General features: G+C 33.5%; 21 protein-coding genes. 16 read left to right on the top strand and 5 right to left on the bottom strand.

The genetic code is table 11. From position 1 onward, the window contains the following. The first annotated feature begins 11 nt into the window (after nt 1-11). Nucleotides 12-884, top strand: coding sequence for a carbohydrate ABC transporter permease (locus tag IAI10_RS02465; RefSeq protein ID WP_315671709.1), 873 nt, complete (start codon nt 12-14; stop codon nt 882-884). 188 nt (nt 885-1,072) lie between these two features. After that, nucleotides 1,073-1,795 carry a tetratricopeptide repeat protein gene (locus IAI10_RS02460; protein ID WP_315671708.1) on the top strand — a complete coding sequence of 241 codons (723 nt, stop codon included), beginning with the start codon at nt 1,073-1,075 and terminating at the stop codon, nt 1,793-1,795. A gap of 60 nt (nt 1,796-1,855) precedes the next feature. Here IAI10_RS02460 and IAI10_RS02455 read toward each other — a convergent pair whose 3' ends face one another. Continuing rightward, nucleotides 1,856-2,098 carry a hypothetical protein gene (locus IAI10_RS02455; protein WP_315671707.1) on the bottom strand — a complete coding sequence of 81 codons (243 nt, stop codon included), beginning with the start codon at nt 2,096-2,098 and terminating at the stop codon, nt 1,856-1,858. 206 nt (nt 2,099-2,304) lie between these two features. On the opposite strand from IAI10_RS02455, the gene IAI10_RS02450 reads away from it, so the two are divergent. Further along, on the top strand, nt 2,305-3,267 hold the full coding sequence (locus IAI10_RS02450) for an FAD-dependent oxidoreductase (protein ID WP_315671706.1): 963 nt from the start codon (nt 2,305-2,307) through the stop codon (nt 3,265-3,267). A 266-nt stretch (nt 3,268-3,533) separates the two neighbouring features. Here IAI10_RS02450 and metF read toward each other — a convergent pair whose 3' ends face one another. Both metF and IAI10_RS02440 read right to left on the bottom strand, forming a co-directional pair. Then, entirely contained in the window at nt 3,534-4,427 is an 894-nt protein-coding gene (metF, locus tag IAI10_RS02445; RefSeq protein WP_315671705.1) for a methylenetetrahydrofolate reductase [NAD(P)H], read from the bottom strand. A 14-nt stretch (nt 4,428-4,441) separates the two neighbouring features. Beyond that, the gene (locus IAI10_RS02440) at nt 4,442-5,074 is read right to left on the bottom strand and encodes a RusA family crossover junction endodeoxyribonuclease (protein WP_315671894.1); all 633 of its coding nucleotides are present in this window, start codon (nt 5,072-5,074) and stop codon (nt 4,442-4,444) included. Between the two features lie 159 nt (nt 5,075-5,233). Here IAI10_RS02440 and tsaD point away from each other — a divergent pair, with 159 nt between their 5' ends. From tsaD to IAI10_RS02425, 3 genes are read left to right on the top strand one after another with little or no spacing between them, the layout of a single operon-like run. Further along, on the top strand, nt 5,234-6,250 hold the full coding sequence (gene tsaD / locus IAI10_RS02435) for a tRNA (adenosine(37)-N6)-threonylcarbamoyltransferase complex transferase subunit TsaD (protein ID WP_315671704.1): 1,017 nt from the start codon (nt 5,234-5,236) through the stop codon (nt 6,248-6,250). 11 nt (nt 6,251-6,261) lie between these two features. Then, nucleotides 6,262-7,332, top strand: a complete 1,071-nt coding sequence (locus tag IAI10_RS02430) for an alpha/beta hydrolase (RefSeq protein ID WP_315671703.1) — start codon at nt 6,262-6,264, stop codon at nt 7,330-7,332. Beyond that, nucleotides 7,329-9,053 (top strand): MutS-related protein, encoded by a 1,725-nt coding sequence (locus IAI10_RS02425; RefSeq protein ID WP_315671702.1) that lies wholly within the window; start codon nt 7,329-7,331, stop codon nt 9,051-9,053. The genes IAI10_RS02430 and IAI10_RS02425 overlap by 4 nt, the downstream gene beginning before the upstream one ends. Nucleotides 9,054-9,110: 57 nt before the next feature. On the opposite strand, the gene IAI10_RS02420 is transcribed toward IAI10_RS02425, so the two are convergent. Next, nucleotides 9,111-10,622 (bottom strand): hypothetical protein, encoded by a 1,512-nt coding sequence (locus IAI10_RS02420; RefSeq protein ID WP_315671701.1) that lies wholly within the window; start codon nt 10,620-10,622, stop codon nt 9,111-9,113. 58 nt (nt 10,623-10,680) lie between these two features. Then, entirely contained in the window at nt 10,681-11,715 is a 1,035-nt protein-coding gene (locus tag IAI10_RS02415) for a M42 family metallopeptidase (protein ID WP_315671700.1), read from the bottom strand. A gap of 292 nt (nt 11,716-12,007) precedes the next feature. Between IAI10_RS02415 and IAI10_RS02410 the strand changes: the two genes are divergently transcribed. The 10 genes from IAI10_RS02410 to IAI10_RS02365 all read left to right on the top strand — a co-directional run bounded on the left by IAI10_RS02410 (nt 12,008) and on the right by IAI10_RS02365 (nt 20,579). Then, nucleotides 12,008-13,270 (top strand): ATP phosphoribosyltransferase regulatory subunit, encoded by a 1,263-nt coding sequence (locus tag IAI10_RS02410; RefSeq protein WP_315671699.1) that lies wholly within the window; start codon nt 12,008-12,010, stop codon nt 13,268-13,270. A 14-nt stretch (nt 13,271-13,284) separates the two neighbouring features. Next, entirely contained in the window at nt 13,285-13,929 is a 645-nt protein-coding gene (gene hisG, locus IAI10_RS02405; RefSeq protein ID WP_315671698.1) for an ATP phosphoribosyltransferase, read from the top strand. A 47-nt stretch (nt 13,930-13,976) separates the two neighbouring features. Beyond that, nucleotides 13,977-15,263, top strand: a complete 1,287-nt coding sequence (gene hisD / locus IAI10_RS02400; RefSeq protein WP_315671697.1) for a histidinol dehydrogenase — start codon at nt 13,977-13,979, stop codon at nt 15,261-15,263. Further along, nucleotides 15,263-16,333: a histidinol-phosphate transaminase gene (gene hisC, locus IAI10_RS02395; RefSeq protein ID WP_315671696.1), complete on the top strand. Its 1,071-nt coding sequence runs from the start codon at nt 15,263-15,265 to the stop codon at nt 16,331-16,333. The genes hisD and hisC overlap by 1 nt, the downstream gene beginning before the upstream one ends. A gap of 4 nt (nt 16,334-16,337) precedes the next feature. Continuing rightward, nucleotides 16,338-16,925, top strand: coding sequence for an imidazoleglycerol-phosphate dehydratase HisB (gene hisB, locus IAI10_RS02390; RefSeq protein WP_315671695.1), 588 nt, complete (start codon nt 16,338-16,340; stop codon nt 16,923-16,925). Between the two features lie 29 nt (nt 16,926-16,954). Continuing rightward, complete coding sequence (gene hisH, locus IAI10_RS02385; protein ID WP_315671694.1) at nt 16,955-17,563, top strand: imidazole glycerol phosphate synthase subunit HisH; 609 nt, start codon at nt 16,955-16,957, stop codon at nt 17,561-17,563. 13 nt (nt 17,564-17,576) lie between these two features. Continuing rightward, a complete protein-coding gene (gene hisF, locus IAI10_RS02380; protein ID WP_315671693.1) occupies nt 17,577-18,338 on the top strand; it encodes an imidazole glycerol phosphate synthase subunit HisF in 762 nt (253 codons plus the stop codon). Continuing rightward, nucleotides 18,335-18,664, top strand: coding sequence for a phosphoribosyl-AMP cyclohydrolase (gene hisI, locus IAI10_RS02375; protein ID WP_315671692.1), 330 nt, complete (start codon nt 18,335-18,337; stop codon nt 18,662-18,664). The genes hisF and hisI overlap by 4 nt, the downstream gene beginning before the upstream one ends. Nucleotides 18,665-18,674: 10 nt before the next feature. After that, on the top strand, nt 18,675-19,001 hold the full coding sequence (hisE, locus tag IAI10_RS02370) for a phosphoribosyl-ATP diphosphatase (protein ID WP_315671691.1): 327 nt from the start codon (nt 18,675-18,677) through the stop codon (nt 18,999-19,001). Between the two features lie 162 nt (nt 19,002-19,163). After that, the gene (locus IAI10_RS02365) at nt 19,164-20,579 is read left to right on the top strand and encodes a trypsin-like peptidase domain-containing protein (RefSeq protein WP_315671690.1); all 1,416 of its coding nucleotides are present in this window, start codon (nt 19,164-19,166) and stop codon (nt 20,577-20,579) included. The last annotated feature ends 15 nt before the right edge of the window (nt 20,580-20,594 follow it).

Genomic DNA, 20,594 nt, shown 5'->3' with positions numbered 1-20,594 from the left:
GGTGATTTAGTATGGAATTAGCTAAAAATAAAAATACACCTGCATTAAAAACAAGAAAAAAGGTTCATTTCACTGTAGGAAAAATAGTTTTGTATATATTCCTTATTGCTCTTGCGGTATTATGCTTCATACCATTTTATATAATGATTATAAATGCCACTCACAGCAATGCAGAAATAGCCTCAAAATTAAGCCTTATACCAGGTAAAGATTTTCTTAATAACTACAACAGAATGCAGCAAAGAATAAATATATGGAATGGATTTAAAAATAGTATAATAATATCCTTCAGTGCTACACTTCTTGCAGCATATTTTGGGGGACTTACTGCTTATGGCTTTTCAAAATTTAAATTTAAAGGCAATAAATTTCTGTTTGCAATAGTGCTTATGACGCTTATGATTCCACCTCAATTAGGAATACTTGGTTTCTTCAGGGTTATAAGATTTTTAGATTTAATGAATAGCAGATTAGCTTTGATACTTCCGTCAATTGCTACAGCTAACATAGTGTTTTTCATGAAGCTTTACATTGATTCCTCTGTACCGGATTCCTTAATGGAATCTGCCAGAATAGATGGCTGCGGAGAATTTAAAATATATAACAAAATAGTTATGCCTATAATAACTCCTGCATTGGCAACTATGTCAATATTTACATTTATAAGTACCTGGAATAACTATCTTACTCCTCTTATAGTGTTAAATGATGAAGATAAATATACAGTTCCAATACTTACAGCCATGGCAAAGGGTACCTACCAGACAGATTTTGGAGCAGTTTATATGTGCATAGCTCTATCTATAATACCTATTATGCTTGTATTTTTATTCTGCTCCAAATATATAATTGGAGGAGTTACTGTAGGTGCGGTAAAAGGGTAAACAAAGAATATTTAATTTATGTAAAGAAGCGATGCAAGAATTAAAAATGTGCATCGCTTTTTTATGTTAACAAATCATGTATAAATTTTTTAATATAAATTATTAATTTATTAACCATTGAAAAATATAAATTTATGTTATAATTTAATCTATAAATTAAGTTTCATAAAAAATAAGAGGGAAGAACTATGAATTTTATTAAGAGACATAAGATTAAATTATTATTCACATTTTTATTATTTATTTTTTTAGGAATTTTGGTGTCAAGTGAGTACAGAGTGAAAATTCATCAAAACAATATAGAGAAAAATAATCAAGCAAAAACCAATGAACAGGCTTCCAGCAATACCAATAGCAGCTTAGATAATAATTCTCAGCAGACATCAAATCAAAATAATCAGCAAAGCAGTCAGCAGGCAATTGAAGATCAAAAACAGCAGGATTATATAAAAGGCTATAATTTGCTTTATGAAAAAAACTATGATGATGCCATAAAAGCTGAGGATCAGGTTATACTGATGTATCCTGACTTCTACAAGGCCTATGACATAAAAGGAATAGCACAGTGCTATAAAGGAAATTATAAAGAAGGTGTAAGCAACATAGAGAGATGCTTACAGCTAAAAGACGATTATGGTCACGGAAGATTTGATATGGGGCTTGCTAATGAGCTGCAGGCAAATTATGATACTGCCATTGAATGGTATAAAAAAGCTCTAGAGATTGAAAAATATGAATGGAGCTATTATGGAATAGCTAGTATATATGGCAGAAGAGGAGATGTACAAAATACTGTAGAATATTTAAAACAAGCTATTGCCATTAACCCAAACGTGAAGGATGAGGCAAGGCATGAAGCGGATTTTAATAATGTGAAGAATAGTGCTGAATTTAAAGACGTTGTAAATTAATATTTAGTGATAATAAAAAACTAAAGCCAATTATACCTGCTTTAGTTTTTTATTATGTATCTATCTTGAATTTTTCCCTATGCCATAGCCAACAAGGGCTGCAGCTCCTAAAACAGCTATTCCAGCAGGAATTATATATTTCATATTTTCAGAAACTGAATTGCTTTCACAGCATTTATTATTTGACTTATTATGATTGGTTTTTGGATGTTCTTCATAGTTTTCCATATAGGGATGAAATTTGCTGAATTTTATAAGTTTTTTCATTTCTTTATCTAAGTTTATGCCAGTTCGTATATTCAAGGGAACACCTCCTTTATTATATAAAATTTAATTTAGTTTAGCTATGTTCAAAGCTTTACATCGGTAATTTCTTAAACATAGCCTTTTTATATTATGCTCAAAATGAAATAAATTTATAGGCAGCAAAAAAATAAAATTGATTATTTTGAGCCTCTGTAATATATTTTATAGTGTAATATTTTTTAAATTTTGAGAGGTTAGGCGAAATGAAAAGTTACGATATAGTTATAATAGGAGGAGGAGCTGCTGGGCTGGCTGCAGCTGTAAAATCCACAGAATTAGGCTGCAAATGTCTGGTTTTGGATAGAGAAAACCAATTAGGCGGAATACTTAATCAATGCATACAAAAGGGTTACGGTATTAATATTTTTAATGAAGATATTACTGGCTGTGAATATGCTCAAAGATTCATAAATGAATTCAATAATCTTGGAGTAGAATGTGAACTTGATGCTATGGTTATTGAAATAAATGATCAAAGGGAGATTAAATTCATAAATCCAAAAGGAATACATAAGGTTAAAGCTAAGGCAGTTATTTTTGCAGCTGGCTGCAGAGAAATACCAAAGGTGAGTCTAGATATACCCGGGAGCAGGCTGGCAGGAGTACTTACAGCTGGAACTATCCAAAATCTTGTTAATATATATGGGTATTTGCCTGGTAAGGAAATTGTAGTATATGGCACTAGCAATCTTTCCTTTTCAACTGTTGAAAGATTAGTGCTAGAAGGTGCTTCAGTAAAGGCTATGGTAGAAGAAAATAAGAATATAAAATGTGATAGAAAAAATTTACTTCAATGCGTAGAAGATTTTGATATAAATATTATTACTTCTCATGTTATTAAATCTATAGCTGGTGTGGACAGAGTGCAGGGTGTTACTATATGCAAAATAGATGCTTCAGGAAAACCTATTGAAGGAAGTGAACAATATATTTCTTGTGATACTTTAATGATTTCTGTAGATTTGAAACCAGAGAATGAGGTTTTAAGAGATACTTTAGAAATATCTGAAGAAGAGCTTATGCAAGTAAATGAAAAAATGCAGACCAGTAAAGAATGGATATTTGCCTGCGGTGATGTGATAAGAAAACATAATAGCGCTGATGAGGTAAGCCTTGAAGGCTATAAAGCTGCAGAAGCTGCTGCAGAATATGCTGCTAAATGCTAAACTACATTTTAAAATTATAGTTGAGATAAGGGAGCTGCACAATGAAGATAAGGTTATTTTAAAGAGAAATAGATAAGAACAAGTTAATAAGTAAAATTTAAGAATTAAAAATAAGTGTAAAAATTATAAGAAATCGGCTCACAAAGAGACGATTTCCTCAATAACTATTAATTTTTACCTCTTAATTCTTACTTGAAATTTATCACTTACGAATCTTATCTTAATATTTTAAAATAAATAATCTTTTTGTGACAGCCATTTTTGTATTAAATTATATTTTCCTCTAAAGAATTTCTTATAGTCTTTATATTTTCAGTTATTTTTCTGCAGGTTTCCGGACGGTTCATGGTATAGAGATGAATGCCGTCTATTCCCCAGGAAAGCAAGTCTATTATCTGTTCTGTAGCGTAGGCTATTCCTGCTTCCTTTAGAGCTTCAGGCTGAAATTCATACTTTTCCATTATGCGAGTAAATTTTTTAGGTAGAGTGGCTCCGCTAAGCTGAACCATTCTTTCAATCTGCTTTTTATTTGTTACAGGCATTATACCTGCAGACACAGGGATGTTTATGCCTATGCTTCTTATCTTTTCCATGAAGGAATAGAATTTTTCATTGTCAAAGAATAGCTGAGTAATAAGAAAATCTGCTCCGCTCTCAGCCTTAAGCTTTAAATTATATATATCTTTGTCAAGACTATCACATTCTACATGGCCTTCAGGATAACAAGCTCCTCCTACAGAAAATCCGCTTGATTTTTTAATAAAAGAAGTTATATCGCTAGCATGTCTAAATTTTTGAGAATTAAGAGCATCGTGAGAGAAATCTTTTGGTAAATCTCCACGCAAGGCTAATATGTTCTCTACATTATTGTTTTTTAAATTTTCTGTAATGGAACTTAAAGCTTTTTCATCAAGTTCTACGCAGGTTAAATGTGCCAGTGACTCTATATTATATTTGTTTTTTACCAAGGATGCTATGCTTACAGTAGTGTCTCTGGTGCTTCCCCCTGCACCGTAAGTTACGCTTATAAAGTCTGGTCGCATGTCCTTTAAGCCTTCTAAAGTATTATAAATTGCAGAAATATCGCTATCCTTTTTTGGTGGAAATATCTCGAAGGATATGACAGGTTTTTTATTTTTGTATATATCACGTATAAGCAATTTTAGCCCCCCTATTAAAATAATTTTTTAAAGCAATTTTTACAAATTAACATATTTCCATTATTGGCAGATATGCAGGAGTCTTTAGAAATTTCTCTGTTACATATGCTGCACAAAAGCTTATCGGCGGTAGCCTCTGTTTCCTTTGGTTTTATTTTTTTTAAACTTGAAATATTTTTTTTGTTAGATGGTGGTTCGTATTCTATAGGTTTATTAGGAATCTCTCTTTTAAATATCTCGTATTTCATACTATAGCTGCTTTCACCGTAAAGCTCTAATTCAAATCTAGGATCTTTTACATCGTAATACTCTTCGATTATAAGACGCCTTATTTGGGCATCATTAATTATTAATCCGCTTTTTTCGATACCATCGAATATACTTTTCGTAATATTATTTGTATCAGGATGTCTCTTAGCACTTTTATAAAAAACTTTAAGCACTGCAATCAAAGCTTGAGAAAGGACAGTATTAGGATTCTGAATCCTTGCTTCATAGGCAATTTCTTCTTCGTAAAGGGCATATCTATCATGATATTTTCCTGAATTATAAGGAAGAATAGCTCTTCCGCTGCTGTTGAATAATTTAAAATTAGATTTAGATATGGGAGATCCCTTAACTATAACCTTTGCATAAGCTTCCATAATACCTCCGCTGAAAAATGTTTTTATGTGTATATATTATAACATTTGTTTTACAAATAGCGAATAATAAATTTTAAATAGAATTTACAATTAATCGGTATAATAATATAATATAAGGTATGTTAAAAATAAGTATAATGGCTTAATATAAAGGGTGATAAGATGAAAGATATAAAAATACTAGCTATAGAAAGCAGCTGTGATGAGACTGCAGCGGCAGTGGTAGTGAATGGCAGAGAAGTTCTATCCAATATAATAGCATCACAGATTGATATACATAAAAAATTTGGAGGAGTTGTACCTGAGGTAGCTTCAAGAAAACATGTAGAAGTTATAAATGCAGTAGTAGAGGAAGCTATTCAGGAGGCAAAGGTAGATTTTGAGGAAATAGATGCGGTGGCAGTAACTTACGGACCAGGACTTGTGGGAGCTCTTCTTGTAGGACTCCAGTATGCAAAAGGGTTAGCCTATGCATTGAAAAAGCCTTTGATAGGTGTGAATCATATTGAAGGACATATAAGTGCTAATTTTATAGAGCATAAAGACTTGGAGCCGCCTTTTGTATGTCTGGTGGTATCTGGAGGGCACACTTTTATTGTTCACATGAAGGATTATGGGGATTTTGAAGTTATAGGTCAAACCAGAGATGATGCGGCAGGGGAGGCTTATGATAAGGTGGCTAGGGCAATAGGACTTGGATATCCCGGGGGACCAAAGATAGATAAGCTTTCCAAGGAAGGAGAGGCTTCTATAAAGTTTCCTAGAGCTAATTTTCATGATGATTCCTTGGATTTTTCTTTCAGCGGCTTAAAATCTGCAGTATTAAATTATTTAAATAAAGCAGAGATGACTCATGAAGAGGTAAACAAAGCTGATGTGGCTGCATCCTTTCAGAAAGCTGTAGTAGATGTGCTTACGGATAATGTTATAAAGGTTTGTAAAAAGAGAAATGTAGATAAGATTGCTATAGCAGGAGGAGTTGCTTCCAATTCTGCTTTAAGAGAATCTCTTATGAAGGCGGGAGAAAATCTTGGAATAAAGGTACTTTTTCCACCGCCTATATTGTGCACTGATAATGCAGCCATGATAGGAAGCGCTGCTTATTTTGAATATATGAGAGGAGTTAGATCTCCACTTACACTAAATGCTATTCCAAATCTTAAGCTTGGGGAAAGATAGAGGTCAATTATATGAAATTTTTTATATTTACTAATGCTCTTTCTAAATATAAAGATAAAAATGCCAGCAGCTTTTTGAAGAAGCCTGGTGATAAACCTAGAAATAAAATATTATTATCTGTTGAAATTATTTTTTTCTCCTTAGTGCTTTTGCTTTTTGTGGGAGTGTTATTTCAATTCATAGCATCTCGAGCAGATCAAAATGAATACAAGGGAAAAGGAAGCATGTATTCTATTAAGGGTTACAGGCTGTTTGTAAATTCTGGTGGTAATGGAAATGGGAAATACGCCGTTGTATTTGAAAGTGATACTGGCAGTGCTATAGGGCAATGGAAGGGCGTTAAGGACAGCATTGATGATACTTATAGAGAACTTTCCTATGACAGAGCGGGCATTGGTTTCAGTGATGCCTCAACTAGTAATATGGATTTTGAAGCTAATGTTGATAACTTGAGAAATGTTTTAAAAAGTACTGGTACTATGGGACCATACATACTTGTAGGACATGGCTATGGCGGACTTATAATGACTGAATATGCTAAGAAATATCCTAAAGACATAGTTGGAGTAATATTAGTGGACAGTCTTATGGAAGATGATATAAAAAGCAAGGAATTTCAGCAAACTTTAGCTAAAAATATAAGGAATGCTAATATAAAAAAAGTTGCTTCCTATTTTGGGGGAACCAGACTGGCCTATGATTTAGGAATATTTAAGGATAAAGAGTATTTCCTGAATAACTTAGAGGAAGATGATAAAGGGGCTTTTAGAGCACAAAGAGAAACTGGGCAATATTATGGTGCTTTTGGAGATGAGCTTAAAACCTTAAAGAACTATAACCTTAATGTACAGCAAAAAAATTCTTTAAGTATGCCGCTTATAGTTATGACTCCAGCCTCAAAATTTAATGATGCCTCTAAGGATACCGCTTATATACAACAGCAAAAAAAGCTTACAGAGCTCTCCAGCAATTCAGAACAGATGGTTATAGAGAAATCAGGAAGCTATATTCAAGTAGATAGACCAGATGCATTTGCAGTAGCTATAAGAAACTTAATAAAGAAGGCAGGTAGACAGCCATGAGTAATGAATATGTTTTAGATAAGTTGTTTAAATTGTTTTTAGCCCTTTTGGCTTTGGATGTATATTTTGGATTACTCCTAGGGCAAAGCTATGGAATTAAGGGATTTTCCGTGCTTATATTAGTTCCTGTATTTCTAGCCATAGCTTTGAAGTTTAGATACAGAAGAAATTTTTACAGAATGCTTGACTATTTAAAAGAAAACTGGGGTACTCCCATAGAAAAGAAGAGAAATTTAGAAAGAACGAAAAAATATCATTTGCTGTCTAAAAAAGAGGATGAAGAAGATATAATAGATGATCAAACCTGGGGAGATCTTACCATGGATGAAATATATGCTTTTTTAGACAGAAATTTATCCACTCCAGGTGAGCATATGCTATATGATATTTTGAGAAGACCGCTTAAGAGCCAGGAGGAAATCCATATAAGAAAGGCTCAAATAGATTTATTTTCTAGGGATAAGGAATTGAGAGATAAACTTAGAACTTATCTTTATATCTGCGGAAGAGAAAGAGCTAAGGATGGAAACATAGTTGAACTGTTATTTAAGGAACATGAATTTGATGAAAGCATGATGAGAACCTGCAATGTTGCTGCTGCTATGCCGTTAGTACTTCTATGCATGATTCCATTTTTTAAGAGCGCAGTAATATTTCCTTTGATAATATCCTTTGGAATTAATATGTATATTCATAATAAGAGCCTGACTTCCAATGAAGGCTTGCTTCATTCTATACAGTACCTGTCAAAGGTTATAAAATGTGCAGGAGAAATATCTGAAATTAATAATGCTGAGCTTAATCATTATATAGAACCCTTAAAAGGTTTATATAATAAATTTAAAAATATGATTCCTAAAGCAAGTGTGCTTGCCATACCTGATAATGCGGATATAATTTTAGAATATTTTAAGACAATATTCCTCATAGATGAAAGAAATTATTATAAGATAATTAAGGATATTAATTCTCATAGGTATGAATTAAATAAAGTTTATTCCATGGTAGGCACCTTGGACGCTCTTGTTTCTATAGCCTCCTATAGAGATAGCAATACTGGATATGTGGAACCTGAATTCTCTAAAGATAACGCTAACATAAATATAGAAGGCTTAAGTCATCCGCTTTTGGAGGAAGCAGTACCAAATGATATATGCATAAAAGGCGGAATAATAATAACAGGCTCCAATATGTCTGGAAAATCTACTTTTCTTAGAGCTGTTGGAGTGAATGCAATCTTAGCACAGACTATAGTCATGGTTATGGCTAAAAAGTATGAAGCTCCTTTTCTTAATATAATGACCTCCATAAGTCCTCAGGATGATATAAATGAAGGAAAAAGCTATTATCTGGGAGAAGCAGAGGCACTGCTTAGAATAATTAATAACTGCAACAGAGAATATACAACTCTATGCATAATAGATGAAATATTTAGAGGGACAAACCCTATAGAAAGAGTTGCAGCTTCTACAGAAATATTAAAATATTTTATGGCTAGAAATGCTTTAGTAGTGGTAGCAACTCATGACTTAGAGCTTACGGAATTGCTTAGGGACAAGTATGCTTGTTACTACTTTACTGAAGATGTAGATAACGAAGAAGGACTAAAGTTTGATTATAAAATACGAGCTGGTGTTTCACCAACAAGAAATGCTATAAAGCTTTTAGATTATCTAGGTTACCCTAAAGAAATAGTAGAGGCCGCAAAACTTAATAGCTAATAAAAATAGATAAATGGCAGATTTCCTTTGAAACCTGCCATTTATAATTTGCAATTATTAGAGTATATATTTAAGAGAAAAATCCTCTCCGCTGATTCTTTTAAATAGATCTGGATATTTGTAAAGGCCTGAAGGACTTATTACGGAAGTAATTAAAAATTCACTGAAGTCCAAAGGCTTTTCTATTACCGAAGAGCATTTATAGTTTTTGCAGAAGGACTTTTTAAGCATTTCGCAAGTCACATCTCCCATAAAATAATTATGCAGATATATTGGATGGGTAGTATGATGAATTCTGTAGCCCCAAGGATATTCTTCAGCATATCGATCTTCTCCTAAAATATCCTTTTGGAGTTTAAATGCCAGATTATTTATATCCTCTAAAGAATTTATATCATTTCTATAAAGCTCTTGATCAAAAAGTATTGAATTAACTGCAGTAAGTGAGTTTATATTAAAATAATCCCTTACTACTTTGAATTCCTCTTTTACCGCAGTAGCAGCAAAGAATTGTTTGTAGAATATTTCCTCGTAAATAAAACCTCCGAACAAATTAGCAATTCCTTCAGATATTATTCCGCTTACAGCATAATTCAATATTGTTTCATCAGGGCTTAACAGAAAAGAGTGAACAGCATGCCCTGTTTCGTGTAAAAGCACTCCATATTCTCTATATTGATTTTTAACATTAGCTAATATTCTGGAATCTTTGCCAGTAGCAATAGGAAAATTATAACCCCATTCAGATTTATTTGCTCTGGAGAAAATATCATAGGTTATATTAAATTTGCTTATATCTATACCGAATTTTAAAAAGAAGCTTCTGATCACATCATAATAAGAGCTCATATCTACTTTTGCATTTAAAGCTGGAGCAAGCTTTGAGGAGATGAAATCTTCGTCCCAAGGCTCAATTTCTGTATCATTAAGATACTTTATAGCTACTTGTTCCTTAGTCTTACGCATGGTTGGAAGCATGTTATGAACCTGCTTCTTCCAGTTTTTAAATATATCTATATTTAAGTCATCTTCATCCAGCTTCATTTCTACAAAGTCTTTGAAACCTCTTTTTTCAGCATATTCTTTTCTTAGCTTTATAAGTTCGATAAAACCGCCGTCTACTAGAGCTTTATTTACTTGACTTCTTGCAAGGAAAGCTTCCTTTCTTTTGGCTCTATCGCTTTCTCCGCTTAAAATTTGGGCTATGTCTACAGAAGAAACTTCTACTCCATTAATCTTGCTTCTATGCTTGTTCAAAATATTTGAAAGTTTATTTGTCAAGGTTTCAATCTCTAAAGAAAGCTCGTTAATTTCTTTAGATAGATGATAGGGCTTAAATTTTTTATACATGATTTCAGAGCGTCTCTGCTCTTTTATATCTTGAAAAGAGCTATTATAAGCCTTTTCTACAACTTTAAAATTCTCTTCCGAGGAGAGCTCATCTACCAGCTTATTATAAGTTTCTTGTGTGCCAAAGTCATAGCCAGCTGTATATAAGACCCACTCCAGTCTTTCGTACTGCTGTTCCAGCTCATTAACTTTATTAGCTATTTCATAGATATTTTTCATGCTTTTACCTTCTTTATTTTTATTTTAGGCTCTGTTTTAAATCAGTGGCTTATTTTATTTATATACAGTAATTAATAACTAAATCCTTTGTTGCACAAAGTGAATCCATGTGAGTTCTTTCATAGCCGTGAGAAGCAAATACTCCTGGTCCTATTAGTCCTGTTCTTATGTCCCAGCCAGCACTTACAGCAGCAGAGGCATCAGAAGAGTAATATGGATATATATCTATTTTATAAGGTATACTCTTATCCTTACAGATATTAACAAGTTTGTTTTTTAGCTCGTAATCATAGGGACCTGAAGAATCCTTAGCGCATATACATACTGCGTATTCTGAGGAATTTTGAGTTAAGCCAGGAGCTCCCATATCCACAGATATAAATTCCTTAGTGTTAACAGGAAGGGCTGCTCTGGCTCCATGCCCAACTTCTTCATAATTGCTTATATAGAAATTTATAGTGCTTTTTAATTTTAAGCTGTTTTCTTTTAAATATTCCATAGAGTATAGAAGGACAGCCACACTGGCTTTATCATCCAAATATCTGCTTTTAACAAAGCCTGAAGCAGTGATATTAAATCTAGGATCCATACATATGAAATCTCCTACTTCAATACCTAGCTTTTCTACATCTTCCTTAGAAAACACTTTTTCGTCTAGTACAACTTCCATGTTATCAGCGGTTCTTTTAAGCTCTCTAGCTTCATCACCGCTTATATGTACTGAAGGCTTGCAGGTTTGCACAGTTCCGCTGTAACTTTTTCCAGCTGAAGTTTTTATTATACAGTTTTCTCCTTCTATGCTGTTTAACATATATCCGCCTACAAGTACAAGAGAAAGCTTGCCATCAGCCTTTATTCCTTTCACCATTCCACCTAATGTGTCTACATGGGCAGAAAAAGTTATCTGATTTTCATCATCTTCACCTTTTAAAGTTGCTATTAAAGCACCTTTATTAGTAATAGAATAAGGTATATTAAACTTATTTAGTTCCTCTTCAATGTAATGTATAACTTCCTTAGTGTACCCGGAAGGGCTTTCGATGTTAATTATATTTTTTAAATAGTAGCAAATTCTTTCTGCAGCTTTATCCATTTTTTTAGTACCTCCAATTTTATGTCTTTTTCCTCTTACATTTTAAACCTATTTTACGAATAAATAAATTATTTCCTGTTTAATTCTAAAATTATAAAAAAAATTATGGATATATTATTGATTATGCCTTAAATAAATATAAAAATAATTATCTTTTCAAAATGCACTATTTTTAAATACGGTAAATAATAGATAAATGGTTAAGCATAATAAATGTTGACATATAATATTTTAGCTGATAATATTTTAATATAGTAGCGTGGTAAAGCGTTAAAGTTTAGGCGGTGGAAAAATGAGGAAGTGGAAAAAAAATATACCTGAAGGCACAAGAGATATATTATTTCAGGATTGTGCGGATAAGAGGTATATAGAAAATATTTTAAAGAAGGTTTATCTAGATAGAGGATTTGTGGAAATAGTAACTCCAACTTTGGAGTTTTATGATGTGTTTGATGGAGATAATATATGGATTGAGCAGGAAAAGCTGTATAAATTATTTGATAATCGCGGCAGGATAATGGTGCTTAGACCAGATATGACCACACCTGCGGCAAGGCTTGCAGCAACTAAATTAAGAGACAGCTATTATCCCATTAAATTTTGTTATTCTGCTAATGTTTTCAGAGCCAATGAGAATCTAAACGGTAAGAAAAATGAATTCACTCAATCCGGAGTAGAAATCCTAGGCTCAGGGGAATTAAAAGCGGATATAGAAGTTATAGCAACTGCGATGAAGGCCATGATTAAAGCAGGAATAACCAATTTTAAACTGGAACTTGGGCAAATAGATTTCTTTAAGGGAATAGTTGAGAATTTAGATCTAGAGGATGAAGAAAAAGAAAGCATCAGAAGTTTTATAGAAAATAAAAATTTTGGAGCTTTAAAGGATTTTTTATTGGAAAGAAAAGCTGGCTTATCAAAGAGTGATATGGAGATATTAAATAAGCTTCCGGCACTTTTTGGAGATATTAAAGTTTTGGATACAGCTAGAAAGCTATTAAATCAGCTTAAGCAGGGGGATAAAATAAAGCAAGCTTTTGAAGCTTTGAATAACCTAGAGAATATTTACGACATACTGGTAACTATGGGCTTCAAAGATTATCTAACTGTGGACTTAGGAATGGTGCATCATATAGATTATTATACAGGCTTGATATTTAGAGCTTATATAGATGAAGCAGGAGATGAGATATTAAGCGGAGGAAGATATGACAAGCTTGTGAAAAATTTTGGAGCAGATATTCCTGCCACAGGATTTGCTATAAATGTAGATGGGATATTAGAGTATTTTCATAAGCAGGGTAGAAAAAATTTTGTAAATATTAATGCCGATTATATAATTCACTATGATTATAAGAGTACGGATATAGCAAACAAATTAGCGGATAGAATAATCTCAAAAGGATTTGCTTGTGAAATGTCGTTCTTTTCAAAAAGAGAAGAAACTGTAGAGTATTCATCTAAAAAAGGAATCAAAAATATTATTTTTATAAAGGATGAAAGCACCTATATTTATGATGTGGAAAGCAAAGAAGAAAAAGAATTTCAGCTATAAATGGGGAGGAAAAAATGGCAAAATTGAAAATTGCATTAACAAAAGGACGTCTTGAGAAAAACTCCATAGAAATCTTTGAAGCTGTAGGAATTAACTGCGGGGAACTTAAAAATAAAGGAAGAAAACTTATTTTTAATGATGAAGAAAATGATATAGAATTTTTTCTGGCAAAAGCGGCAGATGTGGTAACCTATGTGGAACATGGCGCAGCAGATATAGGTATTGTAGGAAAAGATACTCTTATGGAGAGCGGAAAAAACTATTATGAAGTGGTAGATTTAAAGGTTGGAAAATGCAAATTCATAGTGGCAGCTATGCCGGGAGTAAATTTATACAGCGGTTATAATAATAAAAAAATAGCTACTAAGTATCCAGCAGTGGCAAGAGAATTTTTCTCTAAAAAAGGTATGGACGTGGAAATAATAAAAATAGAAGGATCTGTAGAGATAGCACCTATATTAGGTCTTGCGGATGCTATTGTGGATATCATGGAAACAGGAACAACTCTCAGAGAGAACGGATTAATCGTATTGGAGGAAGTTTGTGACATAAGTGCAAGAATGATAGTTAATGTAGCAAGCTTAAAAATGAAAAAGGAAAAAATTGAGGACATAATATATAAGATTCAGAAATATGTGGATCATGAGAGCGCATGCTGAAAAATATCCCAGGGGTTAAAATAATTCTACAAAAAGGAGATTAAGAGATGATAGAAATAATAAAAGCGGATGGAAGCCTGGAAAAGCAATATATAGAAAGCTTGAAGAATAGAAGTGAAGAAGTAAAAGAAGAAGTGAGTTTTATAGTAGATGAAATAATAAAAACAGTAAAAAAAGAAGGGGATAAAGCTCTTAAGGATTACACTCAAAGCTTTGATAGGGTTAAAATAGATAATTTTTTAGTATCTCAGGAAGAATTTGATGAGGCTTTCAGCAAGGTGGAAGAAAAATTTATAGCTGCAATAAATGCAGCTAAGGAAAATATTGAATTCTATCATGAAAAACAAAAACAGAAATCTTGGTTAATAACCAAAGAACAGGGAGTAATGCTTGGACAAAATATAAGGGCACTAGAAAACGTTGGAATATATGTTCCTGGAGGCACTGCAGCCTATCCCTCCTCAGTGCTTATGAACGCTATTCCTGCCAAGGTAGCTGGAGTAAATAATTTAATCATGGTGACGCCTCCTTCAAGAGATGGCAAAGTGAATCCTAATATATTAGTTGCAGCAAAGCTTGCAGGAGTTGACAAGGTTTATAAGGTAGGAGGAGCTCAGGCTGTTGCAGCTTTAGCCTTTGGTACAGAGAGCATACCAAAAGTAGATAAGATAGTAGGACCTGGAAATATATATGTGGCCACCGCTAAAAGATATGTTTTTGGCTTTGTAGACATTGATATGATAGCCGGACCCAGCGAAATCTTGATAGTGGCAGATGAAACAGCAAATGAAAAATATGTAGCTGCAGATTTGATGTCTCAGGCTGAGCATGATGTTTTGGCGTCTGCTATATTAGTAACTAATTCTATGGACCTGGCTAAAAAGGTTAGACAGCAGATGGAGCTGCAAATTAAAAGTCTAAGCAGAAGAAAGATAATAGAAGAATCTATAGAAAATTATGGCTGCATTGTAGTAACAGAAGATACAAAGCACGCTATAAATATAGCTAATACCATAGCACCGGAGCACTTGGAATTAATGGTTGATGAACCTATGTCCTACCTCGGAGAAATAAAAAATGCAGGTTCCATATTTCTTGGGAAATATGCACCGGAACCTCTTGGAGATTATATTGCTGGGCCTAATCATGTGCTGCCAACCAGCGGTAGTGCAAGATTCTTTTCTCCATTATCTGTAGACAGCTTTATAAAAAAATCAAGCTTTCTTTATTATACTGAGAATGCGCTTAAAAGCATAGGAGATAAGGCTATAGTACTGGCAGAAGCAGAAGGATTAACTGCTCATGCAAATTCCATAAAAGTGAGGTTAGAGTAATGGGGAAGATTTCTATAAATGAAAAATTAAAAAAAATACAACCATATATAATGGATAAAAATAAGTACAATGTAAAATTGGATGCCAATGAAAGCTTTCTGGAGTTCCCTAAAGAACTAAAGGAGGAGCTTTTCAGTACCATAGATGAGGTACTCTTCAATAGGTATCCAGATCCTGATGCAGAGGAAATATGCAGATTATATGGAGAATACTGCGGAACATCAGAAAAAAATATAATGCCCGGCAATGGCTCCGATGACATAATACAAACCTTGTGCAATGGATTTCTAGAAAGTGGAGATAAAATCCTCACTTTAAAACCTGATTTTTCAATGTATAAGTTTTACGCCTCAATTATAGGGGCTTCTTCCTTAGAATATGATATGGGAGAAAATTTGATTTTTCATAAAGAGGCATTTGTAAAATTGGCTAATGACAATGCTGTTAAGCTAATAATATTTTCTAATCCAAACAATCCTACAGGAAATGTGATAAAAAGAGATGACATACTTTATGTAGTGAAAAACTGTGACGCTTTAGTAGTGGCAGATGAAGCTTATTATGAGTTTTACGGTGAAACTGTAATTGACTGCATATATGAATATGAAAATTTGGCGGTGCTTAGGACTTGTTCAAAAGCTTTTGGCTTGGCAGGGTTAAGAGTAGGATTTTTGATAGCTGGAGATATTATTATAGAAAATGCCAAAAAGGTTAAGCCTCCTTACAATGTAAATTCTCTATCTCAGGCAGCGGCTAAGGTTATGCTTAGTCATCCGGAGATAATAAGGGAGAATATAAAAAGAATAAAAGAAGAGAGAAACTATTTATATGAGAAGCTTTTGAATTTAGAAAGTAAGTTTGGAAAAAGCAAATTAAAGGTGTACCCCACAGGTGCAAATTTTATATATATAAGGACTGTTTATTCTCAGATAATATTTGAAAGCTTAAGAAATAGCAGCATAATAGTAAGAAATTTTGGAGAGAACCTTAGAGTAAATGCAGGCACCAGAAAAGAGAATGGGGAATTTATTGAAGCATTAGAGAAACTGCTTGCTGGTATTGGAGAGTGATTTTATGGGAAGGTATTCTGAAATATCAAGAAAAACAAAAGAAACGGATATTAAGCTAAACCTAAAGGTAGACGGAGAAGGAAACAGCAATATTGACACTGGAATAGGATTTTTAGATCATATGCTTACACTTTTTGCGGCACATGGGAGAATGGATTTGGATTTAAAGGCTAAGGGAGATTTACAAGTAGATTGTCATCATACCGTAGAGGATATAGGTATAGTCCTTGGGGCATGCATTAAGGAAGCCTTGGGAGATAAGAGCAGTATAAAAAGATACGGCACTTCTTATGTACCAATGGATGAAACTCTAGGTCTGGTGTCCTTGGATATAAGCGGAAGAGCATTTTTAGTTTTTGATGCAGAATTTACCGTAGATAAAGTAGGAGATTTAGATACGGAAATGGTGGAGGAATTTTTTAGAGCTGCGGCCTTCAATGCAGGAATAACTCTTCATATAAAAATCCTCCATGGCAAAAATAATCATCATATGATAGAGGCGATATTCAAGGCTTTTGGCAGAGCCTTAAGAGAGGCAGTAACTATAGATAGCAGCATTAAAGGGGTAATGTCAACAAAGGGTATATTATAAAAAAACTGTGTTAAAAGGAGGGTGATTTGATGATAGGTATTATAGATTATGGCATGGGAAATCTAAGCAGTGTTCAGAAAGCCCTGGAGAGCTTGAAGGCTAGTACCATTATAACTGCTGATAAAGAAGAATTAGAAAAATGCCATGGACTTATACTTCCGGGTGTAGGAGCTTTTCCAGATGCTATGAAGAATATAAAAAATAATGAGCTTGATCAATTCATTAAAGATTATTCATTTTCGGGAAAACCATTTTTGGGTATATGTCTTGGCATGCAGCTTTTATTCGATATTGGATATGAAGTAGAACCTACAGAAGGACTTGGACTCATAAGAGGGAAAATAAAAAAATTAGAAATTGATTATAAAATACCTCATATGGGGTGGAACAGCTTGGATATAAAAAGAGAATGTAAGCTAATTCAAGGAGTTGAAAATGGAAGCTATGTGTACTTTGTACATTCCTATTATGCGGAAGTGGAGAATGAAGCTAATCTAGCAGCTACAGCCGATTATGGAATAGATGTACCGGCAGTAGTTCAGAATGGTAATGTTTTTGGAGCACAGTTCCATCCTGAAAAGAGCGGGGATGTAGGAATGCTAATGCTGAAAAATTTCATAGATATGATCTCTAAGTAAGGAGGAATTTAATATGCTTACTAAAAGAATAATACCTTGTCTGGATGTAAACAATGGGAGAGTTGTGAAAGGCGTCAATTTTATAAATTTAAAGGATGTTGGAGATCCTGTAGAAATAGCTGAATACTATAACCGTCAAGGCGCAGATGAAATTGTATTTTTAGATATAACTGCCACCCATGAAGGAAGAAATACCATGATAGATGTGGTAAGACGAACAGCCGAAAAAGTGTTTATTCCGCTTACGGTTGGGGGAGGGATAAGAGAGCTTGAAGATTTTAAAAATCTTCTTAGAGCTGGTGCTGATAAAATATCAATTAATTCTGCGGCGGTAAGAGATAAAAATCTCATAAATAGAGCAGCCGAAAGATTTGGCAGCCAATGTGTGGTAGTGGCTGTAGATGGTAGAAAGCGTGCTGATGGAACTGGCTGGAATGTGGTTATCAATGGAGGAAGAATAGATACAGGTATGGATCTTATTACCTGGGTAAAAGAGGTTGAAGCTCTAGGTGCAGGAGAAATACTTTTGACTAGTATGGATGCGGATGGCACTAAAAAAGGATTTGATATAGAGCTTACGGATGCTGTAGCATCGGAAATAAAAATTCCAGTAATAGCCTCTGGAGGCTGTGGTAAAATAGAACATTTTTCACAGGTATTTAAAGAAAGCGGTGCTGATGCAGCTTTGGCAGCATCTCTGTTTCATTACAGAGAATTAACTATAGAACAAGTTAAAAAATATCTTAAAAATGAAAATATTCCTGTGAGGTTATGAATATGTATGAATTAAAAAATATAAAATATGATGACAAAGGACTTATACCAGCAATAATACAAGATAATGAAACTAAAGAAGTATTAATGCTTGCGTACATGAATGAGGAATCCTTAAGAAGGACTATTGACACTGGCACAACTTGGTTTTGGAGCAGATCAAGAAAAGAATTTTGGAATAAAGGAGCAACTTCAGGGCACTATCAATATGTTAAGAACATTAAAATAGACTGTGATAAGGATACTCTGCTTATTATGGTAGACCAGATTGGAGCTGCCTGTCATACAGGAAATAAGACCTGTTTTTTTACTGATGTTAATAAATGAGGTGAATTTTATGGATAAAGTTTTAGAAGATTTATATGAAGTCATAATAGATAGAAAGGCGAATCCTATGGAGGGTTCCTATACAAATTACTTATTTGAAAAAGGCTTGGACAAAATATTAAAAAAGGTTGGAGAGGAGAGCTCTGAGGTTATCATAGCATCAAAAAATGATAGTAAGAGCGATCTTATTGGAGAGATCTGCGATCTTTGCTATCACATGATAGTGCTGATGGCAGAAAAAGACGTCAGTTTGCAGGAAATACAGTCAGAGCTTAGCAAAAGAAGCTTAAAAATTGGTAATAAAAAAGAGATGCATACTGGAGAAAAACTAATTTAAAACAAAATTAAAATAAAAAAATGCTGGTAAAATACCTTTTTCCATATTAAAATACTAATCCTTTTAAAAATTTTGTTACAGCGGTGACACTAAATTGACACAAAGAGGTTTTATTATATACTTGTAAGATAAATAAAACCAATCCATTAGGAGGTAGAAAATATGGAAAACAATAATTCTAATAAGGATAACTTAAATAAAAATCAGAATGATAATATAAATAATAACTATGTAGAAGGAAACGGATTTTATATGAGCGAAGATCAATCATCCCAAGATAACAGCAGCAATGAAAGCAATAATAACGATAGTACTTTATCAAGTTATGAATTTAATTCTAATGGCTATGAAAATACAAACTATACGAATCCAAATTCTACAAATTATTATGTGACAGATGTAAATACCAAAAAACATAAAAAACCAGGGAAATTAAAGAGAGTAATGTCCTATGTATTAGTAGGAGTATTGTGTGCAGGTATAGGAGGTGGAGCTTCCTTAGGAGCAGCTTTATATGTACTTCCTAATACAAATTTCTTTTCTAGCACCCCATTATATAAAACTGTAGCAGGAAATCAGAGCACTGCAAGTACAACTTCAAGCAGCAGTTCTTATTCATATCATGCAACAACTGTTGCTAGTGAAAACAGCGGATTAACAGTTACAGATATCGTAAAGAAGGTAAGTCCAGCAGTAGTTACAGTTTCCATAAAGGGTTTTACTAATACTATTTATGGACAGCAAGCTATGGAAGGTGTTGGTACTGGAATGATAATTAGCCAAGATGGTTATATATTAACTAATTATCATGTTGTTTCAGGTGCAACTTCTGTTAAGGTACAATTCAGCAGCGGAAAAGAAGTTAATGCAAAAGTGGTTAACTATGATGATCAAAATGATATAGCAGTTATACAGGTTACTGATAAAGTTACAATGCCAGGAGTTGTTGAATTAGGAGATTCAAGCTCTCTTCAAGTAGGAGAATCAGTAGTAGCTATAGGAAATCCTTTAGGAAAAGAATTCTCAAATTCAGTTACTACAGGAATAGTAAGCGGACTTAACAGACAGCTTGAGGAAAATGGAACTAAATATATACAGACAGATGCAGCCATAAATAGCGGTAACAGCGGCGGACCTCTATTAAACTCAAAAGGACAGGTAATAGGAATAAACTCAGCAAAGCTTTCTAACAATAGCCAGCAGGGAACTTCTACTGATGCAACTATCGAAGGAATGGGATTTGCTATACCAATCAATATTGCAAAAGATAAGCTTCCAACCTTATCTAAGCAGAGACTTATGCTTGGAATAACTGCTGAAGATTATGATCAAACAACCTTCCAAAGCTACAGTTTACCTCAAGGAGTATTGGTTGATTCAGTAACAAGATTTGGTGCAGCAGATAATGCAGGTATTCAAAAGAATGATGTAATAACAAAATTTGATGGCAAAGCTGTAAAAACTGTTGCAGAGATCAACACATTAAAGGATAAGCATAAGGCAAATGATGTAATAAAGGTTGAAATATATAGAGATGGACAGACACAGACAGTAAGCGTGAAACTTACTACAAATTAAATATAGCCTAACCTA

The sequence above is a fragment of the Clostridium sp. 19966 genome (assembly GCF_032335695.1).
Classification (GTDB): Bacteria; Bacillota; Clostridia; order Clostridiales; family Clostridiaceae; genus JACTOJ01.
This window is presented reverse-complemented; position numbering and strand designations above follow the sequence as displayed.